Origin of the sequence: Paenibacillus zeirhizosphaerae (assembly GCF_030705605.1) — a bacterium.
Taxonomy (GTDB): Bacteria; Bacillota; Bacilli; order Paenibacillales; family Paenibacillaceae; genus Paenibacillus; species Paenibacillus zeirhizosphaerae.
The window spans coordinates 433,204-449,462 of sequence record NZ_JAPCKK010000011.1 but is presented as its reverse complement, the minus strand read 5'-3'; the positions used below and the strand labels follow the sequence as shown (position 1 = coordinate 449,462).

13 protein-coding genes and 1 rRNA gene are annotated in these 16,259 nt (G+C 47.1%); 6 read left to right on the top strand and 8 right to left on the bottom strand.

The window, feature by feature from the left end; translation table 11 throughout:
• Positions 1 to 590: ribosomal RNA gene (locus OIN60_RS06775) — 16S ribosomal RNA — on the bottom strand; the annotation flags it as partial.
• Between the two features lie 536 nt (positions 591 to 1,126).
• A complete protein-coding gene (gyrA, locus tag OIN60_RS06770) occupies positions 1,127 to 3,673 on the bottom strand; it encodes a DNA gyrase subunit A (RefSeq protein ID WP_305754080.1) in 2,547 nt (848 codons plus the stop codon).
• 460 nt (positions 3,674 to 4,133) lie between these two features.
• Here gyrA and OIN60_RS06765 point away from each other — a divergent pair, with 460 nt between their 5' ends.
• Positions 4,134 to 5,009 (top strand): YheC/YheD family protein, encoded by an 876-nt coding sequence (locus tag OIN60_RS06765; RefSeq protein WP_305754079.1) that lies wholly within the window; start codon positions 4,134 to 4,136, stop codon positions 5,007 to 5,009.
• Between the two features lie 69 nt (positions 5,010 to 5,078).
• Here the strand turns inward: OIN60_RS06765 and gyrB are convergent, their stop codons facing one another.
• The 6 genes from gyrB to dnaA all read right to left on the bottom strand — a co-directional run bounded on the left by gyrB (position 5,079) and on the right by dnaA (position 11,515).
• Complete coding sequence (gene gyrB / locus OIN60_RS06760; protein WP_305754078.1) at positions 5,079 to 6,989, bottom strand: DNA topoisomerase (ATP-hydrolyzing) subunit B; 1,911 nt, start codon at positions 6,987 to 6,989, stop codon at positions 5,079 to 5,081.
• Between the two features lie 69 nt (positions 6,990 to 7,058).
• Positions 7,059 to 7,310 (bottom strand): extracellular matrix regulator RemB, encoded by a 252-nt coding sequence (gene remB, locus OIN60_RS06755; RefSeq protein ID WP_305754077.1) that lies wholly within the window; start codon positions 7,308 to 7,310, stop codon positions 7,059 to 7,061.
• Positions 7,311 to 7,326: 16 nt separating this feature from the next.
• Entirely contained in the window at positions 7,327 to 8,442 is a 1,116-nt protein-coding gene (gene recF / locus OIN60_RS06750) for a DNA replication/repair protein RecF (protein ID WP_305754076.1), read from the bottom strand.
• A 57-nt stretch (positions 8,443 to 8,499) separates the two neighbouring features.
• Positions 8,500 to 8,718 carry a S4 domain-containing protein YaaA gene (gene yaaA, locus OIN60_RS06745; protein WP_305754102.1) on the bottom strand — a complete coding sequence of 73 codons (219 nt, stop codon included), beginning with the start codon at positions 8,716 to 8,718 and terminating at the stop codon, positions 8,500 to 8,502.
• Positions 8,719 to 8,807: 89 nt separating this feature from the next.
• Positions 8,808 to 9,950: a DNA polymerase III subunit beta gene (gene dnaN / locus OIN60_RS06740; RefSeq protein WP_305754075.1), complete on the bottom strand. Its 1,143-nt coding sequence runs from the start codon at positions 9,948 to 9,950 to the stop codon at positions 8,808 to 8,810.
• Between the two features lie 218 nt (positions 9,951 to 10,168).
• Positions 10,169 to 11,515, bottom strand: a complete 1,347-nt coding sequence (dnaA, locus tag OIN60_RS06735; protein WP_305754074.1) for a chromosomal replication initiator protein DnaA — start codon at positions 11,513 to 11,515, stop codon at positions 10,169 to 10,171.
• 852 nt (positions 11,516 to 12,367) lie between these two features.
• On the opposite strand from dnaA, the gene rpmH reads away from it, so the two are divergent.
• From rpmH to mnmE, 5 genes are all read left to right on the top strand, one after another.
• Entirely contained in the window at positions 12,368 to 12,502 is a 135-nt protein-coding gene (rpmH, locus tag OIN60_RS06730; protein ID WP_068778604.1) for a 50S ribosomal protein L34, read from the top strand.
• Positions 12,503 to 12,714: 212 nt separating this feature from the next.
• Positions 12,715 to 13,065 carry a ribonuclease P protein component gene (gene rnpA, locus OIN60_RS06725; protein WP_305754073.1) on the top strand — a complete coding sequence of 117 codons (351 nt, stop codon included), beginning with the start codon at positions 12,715 to 12,717 and terminating at the stop codon, positions 13,063 to 13,065.
• A 71-nt stretch (positions 13,066 to 13,136) separates the two neighbouring features.
• Positions 13,137 to 13,994 carry a YidC/Oxa1 family membrane protein insertase gene (locus OIN60_RS06720; RefSeq protein ID WP_305754072.1) on the top strand — a complete coding sequence of 286 codons (858 nt, stop codon included), beginning with the start codon at positions 13,137 to 13,139 and terminating at the stop codon, positions 13,992 to 13,994.
• Positions 13,991 to 14,740: an RNA-binding cell elongation regulator Jag/EloR gene (gene jag, locus OIN60_RS06715; RefSeq protein ID WP_305754071.1), complete on the top strand. Its 750-nt coding sequence runs from the start codon at positions 13,991 to 13,993 to the stop codon at positions 14,738 to 14,740. The genes OIN60_RS06720 and jag overlap by 4 nt, the downstream gene beginning before the upstream one ends.
• A gap of 104 nt (positions 14,741 to 14,844) precedes the next feature.
• Positions 14,845 to 16,221, top strand: coding sequence for a tRNA uridine-5-carboxymethylaminomethyl(34) synthesis GTPase MnmE (gene mnmE / locus OIN60_RS06710; protein ID WP_305754070.1), 1,377 nt, complete (start codon positions 14,845 to 14,847; stop codon positions 16,219 to 16,221).
• The last annotated feature ends 38 nt before the right edge of the window (positions 16,222 to 16,259 follow it).

The following is a 16,259-nucleotide window of genomic DNA, read 5'->3' as shown; positions in this document are numbered from 1 at the left end:
GCGCGCTTTACGCCCAATAATTCCGGACAACGCTTGCCCCCTACGTATTACCGCGGCTGCTGGCACGTAGTTAGCCGGGGCTTTCTTCTCAGGTACCGTCACTCCTTAAGCAGTTACTCTTAAGGACGTTCTTCCCTGGCAACAGAGCTTTACGATCCGAAAACCTTCATCACTCACGCGGCGTTGCTCCGTCAGGCTTTCGCCCATTGCGGAAGATTCCCTACTGCTGCCTCCCGTAGGAGTCTGGGCCGTGTCTCAGTCCCAGTGTGGCCGATCACCCTCTCAGGTCGGCTACGCATCGTCGCCTTGGTAGGCCATTACCCCACCAACCAGCTAATGCGCCGCAGGCCCATCCTCAAGCAACAGATTGCTCCATCTTTGATCGCTCTCCCATGCGGGAAAACGAATGATCCGGTATTAGCTACCGTTTCCGGTAGTTATCCCAGTCTTGAGGGCAGGTTGCCTACGTGTTACTCACCCGTCCGCCGCTAACTTCTGAAGAAGCAAGCTTCTTCATCCGTCCGCTCGACTTGCATGTATTAGGCACGCCGCCAGCGTTCGTCCTGAGCCAGGATCAAACTCTCCATGAAAGATCATCCGAAGATGATCGATTGTAAGAGCGATAAGCTCATTTTGAATCTGACGAGATAAAATATCTCAATGATCCGTTCCGGTTTTTATACTGTCATAGACATGTACCAAAAACCTTCACGGGGCGATTTCACTTCGTGAAATCTACTCACTCGTTGTTCAGTTTTCAAAGATCAAACTTCTTATTTCATCGCTGCCTTTTGTTCTCCAGCAACTCTTATAATATATCACATTCAAATGCCGATTGCAACACTTTTTTTCGACTCTACTGAGTCATCTGTGTATATCAAGCTGCTAGTGCTTTTAGCGACAAGAAATAATATACCACACTTTATGAAATGAATGCAACATTTAAATAATAATTTTTCAAACCAGGTTTTGTTCCGATCCCTATATTGTTGATTTTCATCGGACATCCGTGTCCATCTACTTTTTCATGATGCTGAAGAGCAGCATTTTTTTAGCAATTTCAATCTATATATGCAAAAAAAGAAGGGATTCCCGTTCAGAATCCCTTCTCCATTCAGTACTGATGCTACTCGACTGAAGAATCTCCACCTTGGTCTCCCGCTGGATTCTCCTGCTCGTCCCCAAACGTCTCATCGCTTGGCGCATCTGCGTCATTCTCCAATAGTTTATCCATAAGCTCTTCCGATTCTTCGTTCTTGTTAGCGCGACATACCGTTGCAACGGCATCTTCTTCACGGATATTGATGAGCCTAACACCCTGTGTATTCCGTCCCATGGTGGAGATTCCCTCCATGCTGGTACGGATCAGTGTACCGCTGGCCGTTATGATCATAAGATCCTCTTCAGTTTTAACAACTTTGAGACCTACAACCGGGCCATTCTTATCTGTGATGTTAATGGTTTTTATCCCTTTACCGCCACGGCTCTGGACACGATATTCCGAAACAGGTGTCCGCTTACCGTAACCCTTCGTCGTTACAATCAGAATATCCAGCTCCTGATCCACGATATCCATACCGATCACATCATCATCTTCATCCAAAGTGATACCTTTGACGCCGGTTGCACTTCGTCCCATGGAACGAACATCGCTTTCCGGGAAACGGATGGACATGCCGTTAGCAGTACCGATGATCATTTCCTGCTCTCCATCGGTCAATTTGACTTCAATCAGCGAATCATCTTCACGAAGGTTAATCGCAATAAGCCCGCCTTTGCGAATATTAACATAATCATCAAGCGGCGTCTTCTTTACGATCCCCTGGCGTGTTGCGAAGAAGAGATATTTGCCATCCTCAAACTCCTCTACCGGAATGACGGCATTGACGGACTCTCCCTGTTCAATCTGAATCAGATTGATAACCGGAGTCCCTCGTGCCGTCCGGCTCAGATCAGGGATCTCGTAAGCCTTAATTCGATAGACCTTCCCTTTGTCGGTAAAGAACAGCAAATGATGGTGGGAGTTCGTTACAAACAAATGCTCTACGAAATCCTCAGTTTTGGTATCCATCCCGACGACGCCCCGTCCGCCCCGTTTCTGATTCCGATAGGTTGTAACTGGCAAACGCTTAATATAACCAGTGTGAGTAATCGTGATGATCACATCTTCACGCGGAATCAGATCTTCATCGAGAATGCTCTCTTCTCCGATCGTAATCTCGGTGCGGCGTTCATCCGCGAAGCGCCCTCTCAGCTCATTCAGCTCTTCACTGATAATGTTCAGGATCAGGTGCTCATTAGCCAGAATCTCGCGGTATTCCAGGATTTTTTGTTGGAGCTCGTTATACTCATTCTCGATCTTCTCGCGTTCCAAGCCTGTAAGACGTTGCAAACGCATATCCAGAATCGCCTGCGCTTGCTCGTAGCTGAACGAAAACCGCTCAATCAGGCCATCACGCGCCGCTTCAGTTGTCGCTGAAGAACGAATCAGGGCAATAACTTCATCCAGATTATCGAGGGCAATACGCAAGCCCTCCAGGATATGAGCTCTGGCTTCGGCTTTTTTCAGATCAAATTCCGTCCGTCGACGAATAACTTCGATCTGATGCTGCAAATAATGATAAAGGACATCCCGCAGGGTCAGAATCTTCGGCTCATTGTTGACAATGGCCAACATATTGATTCCGAACGTCGACTGCATTGCGGTATGCTTGAACAGGTTATTTAACACCACATTAGGATTGACATCCCGGCGCAACTCAATGACGATTCGCATACCGTTACGGTCGGATTCGTCACGAAGATCTGTAATTCCTTCAATCCGTTTATCACGGACAAGCTCGGCAATCTTCTCTACCAGACGTGCCTTGTTCACCTGGTAAGGCAGTTCGTTCACAATAATTCGCGCCTTGTTACCGATTTCCTCAATGGTAGTCTTTGCACGCATGGTAACAGAGCCTCTGCCTGTTTGATAAGCTTGACGTATCCCCGAACGGCCCAAGATGTAGCCTGCCGTCGGGAAATCCGGTCCTTGTATATAATCCATCAATTCCATGGAAGTAATATCAGGGTTCTTAATCATAGCCTGAACACCTTCAATGACTTCCCCTAAATTATGCGGAGGGATGTTTGTTGCCATACCGACCGCAATTCCGCCGACTCCGTTCACAAGCAAGTTTGGATATCTTGCAGGCAGTACGACCGGCTCCTTCTCCTCGCCGTCATAATTCGGCATGAAATCGATCGTTTCCTTATTCAGATCCCGCAGCATCTCCATAGCGATTTTGGATAGCCGGGCTTCTGTATAACGCATCGCTGCCGCCATATCGCCGTCAATGGAACCAAAATTGCCATGTCCGTCAACCAGCATATAACGAAGGGAGAAGTCCTGCGCCATACGTACCATGGTCTCATAAACAGCCGAATCACCATGGGGGTGATACTTACCGATAACTTCCCCTACAATTCTCGCCGACTTTTTATAAGGTTTATCCGGAGCCATACCTAGTTCGGACATCGCAAACAAAATACGACGATGAACCGGCTTTAATCCATCCCGCACATCCGGCAAGGCACGGCTGACAATAATACTCATCGCGTAGTCCATAAACGATTCACGCATTTCAATGCCGATGTCCCGATTCACGATCTGCGGGTTATTTTTTTCCGCCATGCTGGACCTCCTCTTTCTTAACCACTCTGCACTACTCTATTGTGATAAGCCGACAAGGCTTAGAACGCCGTCCCACACGCTATACTACATCCTTATAATTATAATATTTTCACAATCAGATCACAATTAAACGTACGTTAAAATGCGACCTTAAAAGGAAATAAGAAGCGGCTAGGGATTAGCCCTGCCTTTTCACCCTTCTCGACATACAATTAACGTATACGGCTCTTTCGCCCGCCAATCTCTGCAGTAGTCACGGCGATATCAATAATAATGGCCGGTATAATCCACGAAAAAGGGCAGAAGTCGTTTTTATCCGGCAGTAAATGCAAAAAAACGCCGTATTTCTTTATTATACCACTGTTTTACGCGCTTGTCCTATTGTTTACCTGTTTTTGGAAAATAGATCTTTGGTGTTTGTCTCTGTTTTTCTGTAATTTTCATGAAAGGATGATGATTCTTGTCCATCCAACGGGTCTCCAGTAAATGGGCAAAAACAATAGCCATGGTGCCTAATCCCAAACTGATCCCTTATATTCCGGACACCAGATTATACAGTCGTGAGAATCTGAAGGAAATGCTGGAAGCTTACAAGATTGTTTATGTAAAACCTGACTCGGGTACCTACGGACGGGGTGTCATGAGGGCGGAAACTCCCTACGAATCCCCCCTAACTCTGGGAAATAACGCTTCCATTCCTGATAGCCCTTACTGCCTTCGCTTTGGCACAAGCCGCAGCATTTACGAATCGCTGGATGAGCTCCATGAAGCCATCATGTCACATATTGCTCGCCGCACGTTTATCGTCCAGCGTGGAATCCAATTGCTAAATTATCAAGGCAGACCGTTTGATCTTCGCGTCCTAACCCAGAAAAATCTGCAGGGTCAATGGGAAACTACCGGTTTCATAGGGCGTGTAGCGGCCGCAGGAAAAGTCATTACAAACTATCACAGCGGCGGAACAATAGCCGAGTTTCAAGCGCTGCTCTCTGGCCACTCTGGCCGTCAAGAAGCTGCTCAATTGGAACGAAGACTTGCACTTCTGGGAGAAAGGACAGGGCGACAGCTTGAAAAAAACTACCCGCGCTTAAAAGAAATCGGCCTTGATATTGCTGTGGACGAACGGCTGCATCCCTGGATCCTTGAAGTAAATACGCTTCCTTCCCTTTACGTTTTTGGCAAGCTTTCCGACAAAAACATTTATAAGCGGATCCGGAAATATGCCGTTGCCTATGGCCGTATCCCTGCCAAAAGCACCTCTGCCCCGGTTAAAAAATCGGCCCCCCGCACCAAGAGCAGGCCTTCAACAGTATGGAAGAAGAAAGCCTCCTCCTAAGCTCATTTTTCTGCGGTATCAGGAAGCTAATGTACTTTAAAAAAAAGGCGCCCGCGGGCGCCTTTTAAATTAAATATCCAAATTTTTAACGTATCTGGCATGCTCTTGAATAAAGTTTCGGCGAGGTTCGACATTGTCGCCCATCAGTGTATCGAACAGCGAATCGGCCAGCATGGCATCCCCAATGGTCACCTGAAGCATCGTCCGGCTCTCTGGATCCATCGTGGTCTCCCAAAGCTGAGTCGCGTTCATCTCACCGAGACCTTTATACCGCTGCAAGCTAATCTTAGCATTCTCGCCGAATTCACGAATAATTTCATCACGTTCAGCCTCGGAATTAGCGTAACGCACCACTTTATTCCGTTCAATCTTAAACAGCGGTGGCTGAGCGATATACACATAACCTGCGTCGATAATCTGACGCATATACCGGTAAAAGAATGTCAGCAGCAGCGTACGAATATGGGCTCCGTCGACATCTGCATCCGTCATAATAATGACCTTGTGATAACGTGCTTTGGAAATATCGAAGTCTTCTCCGATTCCCGTTCCCATGGCAGTTACCATGGCACGAATTTCTTCACTGGACAAAATCCGATCAAGGCGCGCCTTCTCCACGTTCAGGATTTTACCACGAATCGGCAAAATGGCCTGGAAATGCCGGTCACGCCCCTGTTTGGCCGATCCGCCGGCAGAATCGCCTTCAACGATATACAATTCGCTGATGGAAGCATCCTTGGAGGAGCAATCTGCCAATTTACCGGGCAGGGAGCTGATCTCCAGTGCGCTCTTACGGCGGGTCAATTCTCGGGCCTTACGTGCTGCCTCCCGTGCACGCGCGGCTTGCAGCGCTTTCTCCACAACACGGCGGGAAACGGAAGGATTTTCATCCAGGAACTCCTGCAGCTTCTCTGCGAACAGGGATTCCACAATCCCGCGTACCTCGCTGTTACCGAGCTTGGTTTTCGTCTGCCCTTCGAATTGCGGCTCGGGAATTTTGACAGAAATGATAGCCGTCAGGCCTTCACGTACATCATCACCGGTCAAATTCGCATTATTGTCTTTAATCATGCCCGTCTTGCGCGCATAGTCGTTAATAATTCGGGTCAAAGCGCTCTTGAAACCCGACTCATGGGTTCCGCCCTCATGTGTATTGATGTTGTTGGCGAATGAGTAAATATTTTCTGTGTAGCTGTCATTGTACTGCAGCGCTACTTCCACATGAATGGTATCCCTTGAACCTTCTACATAGATCGGATTCTCGTGCAGTACTTCTCTCTTCTGGTTAAGGAACTGTACGTACTCGCCGATTCCGCCCTCGTAATGGAACGAAGCGCTGTCTCCGCTTCGCTCATCCTTCAGGCTGATGGAAATCCCCTTATTCAGAAAAGCCAGCTCACGAATCCGGGTAAGCAGCGTATCGTAATCATACACGGTGGTCTCTGTGAAAATTTCATGGTCTGGGAAAAAACGAGTTTGGGTTCCAGTTTCCTCCGTGTCGCCGATCACTTTCACATCATACTGAGGCACGCCCCGGTGGTATTCCTGCTGATACACATGTCCGTCCCGTTTAACCGTAACAAGCACTTTGCTGGAAAGGGCATTCACGACAGATACGCCCACCCCGTGCAGACCGCCGGATACTTTATATCCCCCGCCTCCAAATTTACCTCCAGCATGCAGGACAGTCATAACGACCTCAAGGGCGGATTTTTTCATTTTGGCATGTTCGCTAACTGGGATCCCACGCCCGTTATCGATGACGGTGATGCTATTATCCTCATGAACGATAACCTGAATGGTATCGCAATATCCGGCCAAAGCTTCATCGATACTGTTGTCCACTACTTCCCATACTAGATGATGGAGCCCTTTAACGCTGGTTGAGCCGATATACATGCCAGGCCGTTTGCGAACAGCTTCCAGACCTTCAAGGACCTGAATCTCGCCCGCATCATAAGTTGGTTGATTCATAGACATGCCTTTCACCTACTTCTATAGATTCAATAGTCATCAATTGCGTTAAATGCATGTTACGTATATATATGCTCAAGCAAGATCAATAAACACATTAGCCCTTTTTTTCAGCGTGTTGGATGAAATAGGGGAATAATAGACCGTACTCTTGGTAACGACAATGGACTTGGCTTCTTCTTCGCCGATCATTTCAATATGCTTCTGCTTCTGGGCATGATTAACGTATTGTTTGGAGATTTTGGAGGATTTCTCAATGGAAATGTCAAAAATGGCTACAAGCTCAGAGGATCTTATGATTTTATCTCCGCCAAGATGAATATACATAACCGTTGTTCACTCCTTAAAATTCCACATGTCCGGCACGAACATGATAGATGCTGGCTTCTTTCAGCCGTCCGGCATTCAAGCTTTCGATACCGGTTGCGGTTATAAAAGTCTGGACCTTGCTCTGGAAGGTCTCAATGAGCTGAGTTTGACGGTACGGGTCCAGCTCGGAAAGGACGTCATCCAACAGTAAAACAGGATATTCGCCAATTTCCTCGTGAATCAATTCGATTTCGGCCAGCTTCAGAGACAGAGCTGTCGTTCGCTGCTGACCCTGTGAACCGTAAGTATGAACTTCTTTACCGTTAATAGCAAATGCCAAATCATCACGGTGAGGCCCAGCAAGCGTCATGCCGCGCCTAATTTCCTGATCTCTCATTTGTGATAACTTTAACATAAATCGTTCTAATAGGACAGCTTCATCTTCCTCACCCGGTTCCCCGAACGAAGGAACATAGCTTAATTTGAGCTCTTCACCGCCCCCGGTAATGCCATGATGAATCTCTTCAGCCCATCTTTGTAATTTCTTTATAAATTGTTTCCTTTTTCTCACAATTTTAACACCGTGCTCAACGAGCTGCTCATTCCAGATCTCCAGCATGATCTGAATGGAGGCCAGGTCTTTGCCCCAAGCCTGCTTAAGCAGGTTGTTGCGCTGAATCAGCACCTTTTGATACTGCTGTAGGTGGTATAGATAACCTGGCGCCACCTGACCGATTTCCATGTCAAGAAACCGGCGGCGGACCCCCGGTGTTCCTTTTACGATTTCGAGATCCTCCGGTGCAAACATAACGACATTCAGCGAACCTATGAAATTACTGAGCTTCCGCTGCTCCAGACCGTTTATTTTTGCTTTTTTGCCTTGTGGCGAGATGGCCAGTTCAAGCCTGACATCCCCGTATTTCTTGCTGACAGACGACGACAAATAGGTAGAGGAGCCGTCAAAAGAGATCAGCTCCTTGTCCTTGGCCGTACGATGACTTTTGGTGAGCGCCAGTACGTAGATCGCTTCGACCAGATTGGTCTTGCCCTGCGCGTTCTGTCCAATCAGCAGATTCACCGGTCCGAAAGAATTCAGTTCAAGCTGTGAGTAATTACGGTAATGCTGCAAGTGGATGTTGTTAACAAACACGCTTGGTCCCCCTCGTTACTATGACCTGGTGGAGGATTTTACAGCCTCTGTAGGCCATCAGGAGCGGGCGGTCACTTCAAAACTGCCTTCCCCGGCCACCTCGACGGTATCTCCCGGATACAACTTGCGACCGCGGCGTTCTTCCTGTTCACCGTTGACGCGGACGGCCCCTTCCTGCAGCAGGGCTTTGGCCATGCCGCCTGTCGGTACACAATCGGCCAATTTGAGAAATTGATCAAGTTTAATAAATTCACTTTGGATGGATATCCGTTTCACGGCGTATCGTTCCTTTCTTCTTGGCGGGGAGGTTATCCACATGTGAATAATCTCCCGCGAAGTCAGCTTATGCTGCTCTGTTGATCATTTTAGTTGGTGGTACGGTAAGGCAGGATAACATACAACGCCTTGCTGTCGTCCAGGGGCTTCAAAATAATCGGACTCATAATGCCGGTAAAAGCGATCATAAGCTGCTCGCTGTCTACGACTTTGAGCACATCCAGCATATATTTGGAGTTGAAGGAGATTTTGAGCGGTTCACCTTCAAATTTCGATACATTCAGTTCCTCACGCACCTTACCAAGCTCTGATGAGCTGGATGAAATTTCGAGCCCTCCGTTTTCCATGGATTGCATTTTGACGATATTTGTTTTCTCCTCACGGGAGAGCAAATAGGCCCGGTCAATGGATTCGCTCAAACTTTTTGTGTCCACGATCAGTTCTGTTTTGTAGGTAGTCGGAATAATTCTAGAAGTATCAGGATAAGTCCCGTCCAAAATGCGAGAGTAGAACAGGACGCGGTCGATTTTGAACAATACCTGGTTATCGGCAACCACGATATCTACCAGCGTATTCTGGTCCGGTATGATTTTGCTTAATTCATTCAGCGTTTTGCCTGCAATAACGACGTTGCTGAAGCGGAGCCCTTGGGCCGTATCCAGATTGGCGCTGCGTGTAGCCAGCCGGTGGCGGTCAGTAGCAACAAACTTTAGTTCATTATCAGCGAGATTCCATAGCACACCTGTAAGAATCGGAGTCGTCTCATGGGTGGAAATTGAGAATACCGTCTGCTTGATCATATTTTTGAGCAGATCGCCCGGGATAGACAGTACCTGGTTCTCTTCAATGCTCGGCAGGACCGGGAATTCTTCCGGATCAAGCCCAACCATCTGAATTTCAGTAGCTCCGGAGGAAATGAACGTCTGGAATTGGTCTCGGACCTCCATCTGTACTTCTTGTGAAGGGAGCTTTTTGATAATTTCCACAAAAAACTTAGCAGGAAGCACAACACTCCCCGGTTGATCCACTTGAACAATTGTTCGCTCCCCATCTTCGATCGGGATAAAGGATTGAATCGATATGTCGGTATCGCTGGCGGTCAGTGTCAGCCCCTGGTAGTTTACATCAAGTTTGATGCCGCTCAGGATCGGAATTGTTGTCCGGCTGGAGATTGCTTTGGATACGTGTTGGATGGCTTCGTTCAAAAATTGCTTCAAAATGCTGATTTTCATAAGTTCCTCCTACTAGGGAATTGAGAAAAAAAGGCTGCCTGCAGCGTTTCTATAGTTGTTCTCTTTCTCGGCGAAGCCGCTTCTGTATGATGTATTTATTTATATAAAAAATAGTAGTAATAGTAATAGGCGGCCTGAATATGTGGATAAGTGAGTCAAATGCTAATAAATCAAGCCTATCCACATGTGTATAGATTGTGCATAGGCTTTGAACTTGTTCACGATGGATTTTTGATTTTCTCTGTAATATTGTTGATAACTTTGAACAGATCCTGATCCATCTGAATCGACTTGGAGATTTTCTCATGCGCATGGATCACGGTCGTATGGTCACGTCCGCCGAACGCCTCTCCGATTTTGGGCAGGGAGTAGTCCGTCAGCTCACGAGATAGGTACATGGCGATTTGCCTCGGGAAAGCCACCGCTTTCGTACGCTTGCGCGCCTTGAAATCTTCAAGCCGCAAATTATAGTACTCTCCAACATGCTGCTGAATATCCTGGATCGTGATCATTTTCGGACGGCTTGAAGGAATAATGTCCTTGAGCGCTTCTGCCGCCAGATGAGTCGTAACATCCTGATTCGTAAGGGAAGAGTAGGCTACAACACGAATAAGCGCCCCTTCCAGCTCGCGGATATTCGTGTCAATCTGGTTCGCAATGTACATCATCGCTTCATTCGGGATGTCCAGATTCTCTGCTTTTGCCTTTTTGCGCAAAATAGCAATACGTGTCTCCAGATCCGGCGGCTGAATGTCTGTGATCAATCCCCACTCAAAGCGGGAACGCAGGCGCTCCTCCAGTGTAGGGATTTCCTTGGGCGGTCGGTCGCTTGAGATGATGATTTGTTTGCGTTCTTCATGCAGCGCATTGAAAGTATGGAAAAATTCTTCCTGCGTCGATTCCTTGCCTGCCAGGAACTGAATATCGTCAATGAGCAAAATATCAATATTGCGGTATTTGTTGCGGAAGCTCTCGCCGCGGTTGTCCCGGATGGCATTGATGAATTCATTTGTAAATTTCTCGGAGGACAAATACACGACCTTACTGCTCGGATTGTGCTCCAGAATATAATGGCCGATCGCATGCATCAGATGCGTTTTGCCCAAACCAACACCGCCGTACAGAAAAAGCGGATTATATGCTTTGGCCGGCGCTTCAGCGACGGCCAGGGAGGCCGCATGGGCGAAACGGTTGCCGGACCCGATGACGAATGTATCGAACGTATATTTCGGATTCAGCATATGAGACACAGCTTCCTCCTTTACCACAGGCTGCTGTTGCGGAAGATGCTGCGGATCGGGATCGGCGGGTTTGCTTTCTTCAATAACAAACTTTACTTCAACCTGCTGCCCGAGTAGCTCGTACACGGTAGAGGCAACCAGCTTTGTATAACGGCTCTCTAGCCATTCAACAGCAAAAGTTGTCGGGGCGGAAATCACAATGGAGTGATCATTCAGCTTGGTTGCCTTGGTTGCCTTAAACCAGGTATCAAAGCTTGGTTTGCTCAGCTTGGTTTGTATTATTGATAAAATTTCCTGCCATAATTCAGAAGTATGGCTCTCCACAGACTGTCACTCCTTTTAAATCCTCCAAATGTGGCTTAAGCCATAATCATAAAAAAAGCCCATCCGCTCCGCTGACGATAACGGCACAAAATGAGGGGAAACGCAGCACAAATCATCCCGAATAAAGCACAAGTCGGAAGTATTGCCTATTCAGGCTTGTCGAGCTTTGTGTTCGGGAGGTCATTGAGCGGTCCGTTCCGTTTCTCTTCACCTTGTAGACCGGAGAAGGAAATTTATAGATGTCGAAATGAAATGAAATTTGTAGAATATATCCCCATAATCCAAAATTCACACAATCAAAAATTATGGATAGTTCTGAATTGTTCACAACTTTATCCACAGGCTGTTGATAATATAGAGGGGTAAAACACATATTCACAATCAAAAGTAATATAATCATAGCAAAAGAAACCCGCTATTTCAATGTATCCGTCGATTTTATCCACAAATTCAAGCTGTTGTGTATAATTTTTATTCACAACACAAGATATTGTTTATAATTTGTTTAGTTTTCGACATTTACTCCGTTTTCGATTAAATGTTTATACACAGGTTATGACGAAGTAAATCACATTTAAATTGTTTATAAACATCTGTGTATAACTGTGGATGTCTGTTGGAGCTGTGGAAAACTTTTTTGCGACTGGATCAAATTCATTCGTCGAAAAAATATCAAATAAGGTCGATAATTAATAAAAATTTAAATCGGTAATTGAAAGAGGAGAAAGGGCAGCTAGAAAGAAGGTTGACATTCCATACTGTACGTGGTTAAATGTACAAAGGTGTTTTTTGTGGAGATCGCTATGGTGTAATTCCATATAAAACGTATTCTTTGTAAGGAGGTGCAATACATTGAGACCGACTTTCAAACCGAACGTCAGCAAACGTAAAAAAGTCCACGGATTCCGTAAAAGAATGAGCACGAAGAACGGACGTAAAGTGCTGGCAGCCCGCCGTCAAAAAGGCAGAAAAGTATTGAGTGCATAATATCGGTGCATGGAGACCACTGCGGTGGTCTTTTTTTCATACATGTGCTCGTTGCTTTCTATTTAAATTGAGAAGTTTGCAGGTGTGCGAAAAAATTACTATATATATGAAGCTTTTTTTCAAAAGGTTATTTCCTGCATTCAGGGATATACTGAAAAGTAGAGGTTTGGCGGCCGAAAAGGCCGAAAAAGTGAGGAGCAAGGAGAAGCACTGTGCAGAGAAAATTGCGTCTTCGAAACCGGGCTGACTTTTCGCGCGTATACCGCCACGGGAAGTCTTTCGCCAATCATCAGCTTGTGGTGTATTGGTCCCGAAGAAAAGAAGTGAATCAGTTCCGCGTAGGTATATCTGTAAGCAAGAAGATCGGCAACGCTGTTGTGCGCAACCGAATGCGCAGATTGCTCAAGGAAATCATCAGGCATCATGAACATGAAATTATGGAGCACGTTGACCTTATATTTATTGTTCGTAAAGGCGCAGTAACCATGTCTTACAAGGATTTAGAGAAAAGCGTCCTGCATGTGATGCGCAAAGCTTCGCTGTTAAAGCCTGGACGCAGATAATAAGTTTCTTTGTATGGGCGGATATGATATCATTTACGTTGGAATGTAATGGTTAAGAGAGGGGTTATGAAGTGTCGCGATTGAAGACAAAGCAGGGAAGATGGTTTCTCCTGATTGCAGTAATCGGACTAGTATCTGTGCTAGCCGGATGTGGTGCGGCTAATAATTCGTACACCACGGCCGATTTGGCCAACAGTAACTCATTCTGGCAGCGGAATGTGGTTTATTGGTTTTCCTATGCGCTGGACACGTTCGCCCAATGGTTCAATGGTGAATACGGACTGGCTGTTCTCGTACTCGTGATTATCGTTCGTACAATCATTTTGCCTTTGACCCTCAAGCAGGTGAAGAGCTCGAAGGCGATGCAGGCCATACAGCCTCAAATTCAGGAAATACAGAAGAAGTACAAAGATACGCCAGAAAAGGTTCAGCAGGAGACTATGAAGCTGTTCCAGGAGAACAGGGTCAATCCGATGGCCGGATGTCTTCCACTGCTGGTACAGATGCCTATCTTTATCGCGCTTTATAATGCTATTTATTATAACTCTGAGCTGCGTGACCACACATTCCTGTGGCTGCAGTTGGGTGAACCCGACCGTTTCTGGATCCTTCCGATACTAGCGGCGATTACGACGTTTGTTCAGACATGGATGATGATGAAAATGAATCCGACGCCACAGCAGGGGCCGATGCAGTTCCTCATGTGGGTCTATCCGGTTCTGATCTTTATCATGTCCTACCAGTTCCCATCGGCTCTGCCGCTGTACTGGTTTTATAGTAATATTTATACGATTGTTCAGAACTACTTCTTGTACCGCAACAGTGGCAAGACAGCGGCGGTGGCTAATGTGAAGGCTGTCGAAGCTGCGAAACCAAGCGCCAAGGGCAATAAAAAAAGCGGGAAGAAGGGAGCCAGAAAATCGAGATGACGAAGGTCGTAGCAACAGGAAAAACCATTGAAGATGCTGTAGAACAAGGGCTGTCCCAGTTGGGGACAAGCCGGGAACGCGTTAACGTTACCGTGTTGGAACAGCCGTCAAAAGGATTCCTGGGCTTCATTGGGGCCAGGAAAGCGAAGGTTGAATTGACGATTCTTCCCGAACCGGCTGTAGATGAGGCTAAAGCGGCAGAGTCATCACGTTTGCAGGCTTCCCCAGTACAACTCACACCGGAAGATTTCCCTATGGAAAAGCCCTCCGCTCTGCCGGTAGCCGAAGCTGTAGACAAAATAGACCCTTATGAAGAAGCAGTGCGGTTTGTGAGTGAGACGGCTGCGGGAATGGGGCTTGATGTAGAGGTAGAGCTGCGCCACGGCAAGGATGAGAGTGTGATGGATATTTCGGGATCTGATCTCGGTGTGCTCATTGGACGACGTGGACAAACGCTGGATGCACTTCAGTATTTAACGAATATTGTAGCGAACCGTCATGCAGACGGGTTCGTTAAAATCGTTCTGGATGCGGAAAATTTCAGGCTGCGTCGTCAGAAGACGCTGGAGAATTTGGCGGAACGGCTGGCTGCTCAGGTGGCTAGGAGTGGTAAAGAAGTCATGCTTGAGCCCATGCCTCCCAATGAACGCAAGATCATTCATGCGGCACTGCAGCGTCACCCCGAAATTAGAACCTTCAGTAAGGGAGACGAGCCCAATCGGCGCGTCATTATTACTAAGAAGTAAAGGAATGCAATGGCTTTCTGCAGCACGCAGAGGCCATTGCTTTTTTTCGAGATACACGTTCTTGTGATGTTCATATATGTTTTCAAAGAAAGAGGTGAAGCAATATGCTTAGTGATACAATTGCGGCCATTTCGACTGCGGTAGGAGAAAGCGGTATTGCCGTTATTCGTGTAAGCGGTCCGGACGCGGTAGGGGAAGTGGAACGTATTTTCAAAAGCAAAATTCCGTTGACGCAAGCTTCGTCGCACACTGTGCATTATGGCCATATCCTAAATCCGGATAACGGAGATAAAATAGAAGAGGTTCTGGTGACGGTCATGCTTGCGCCACGCTCCTTTACGATGGAGAATGTGGTGGAGATCAGCTCCCACGGTGGAATTGTGGCGGTCAAAAGGGTGATGGATCTACTGCTGCAGCAGAACATCCGGCTTGCCGAGCCCGGTGAATTCACTAAGCGTGCTTTCCTGAACGGACGGATTGACCTCAGTCAGGCTGAGGGGGTTATTGATCTGATTCGCTCCAAATCCGACAAGGCTTTCTCGATTGCGTTGAAGCAGGTGGATGGCATGCTGTCTTCTAAAATTCGCAGGCTCCGTCATACGTTGGTAGAGACGCTGGCGCATATTGAGGTAAATATTGATTACCCGGAGCATGATGTGGAATCGTTAACCTCCCAGTTCATCAAGGATAAAAGCAGTGAGGTGATGGCTGAAATCGATCGGCTTCTGCAGACGGCGGAGCAGGGGAAAATCTTGCGCGAAGGCATTACGACAGCTATTATCGGACGGCCAAATGTAGGCAAGTCTTCGCTGCTGAATACGTTGGCACAGGGAGAGAAAGCAATCGTAACAGATATCCCGGGGACAACGCGTGATGTGATTGAGGAGTATATAACGATCCGCAATATACCGCTGAGGTTGCTGGATACTGCCGGAATCCGGGAAACGATGGATGTGGTCGAACAGATCGGAGTGGAGCGTTCCAAGAACGCGGTAAGCGAGGCAGATCTGATTTTGATGGTGATCAATGCCAGTGAGCCGCTTCATCAGGATGAGCTGGAATTAATGGAACAAATCCGCGGTAGACAAGCGATTGTCATTATGAATAAAATGGACTTACCTTCTCAGGTGGACCGTGATATTTTGCTTCGTTATTTCCCGGCGGAGCTTATCATCCCAATGTCGGTGAAAGAGGAACGGGGGCTGGAGCTACTGGAGGAAGGTATATCCAAGCTGTTCTTCAGCGGCAAGCTGGAAGCTGCCGATATGACTTATGTAAGCAATGTTAGGCACATTGCTTTGCTCAAAAAAGCGAAGCAGTCGCTGAAGGATGCCTATGAGGCGGCGGATCAATTTGTGCCGATTGACATGATTCAGATTGACGTGCGTTTAGCCTGGGAACAATTAGGTGAAATCGTGGGTGATACAGCTCATGATGCGCTCATTGATCAAATTTTCTCCCAGTTCTGCTTGGGCAAGTAAGGATCATTGGAACGAAAAGGCCTGTCGGCCTGTTAATA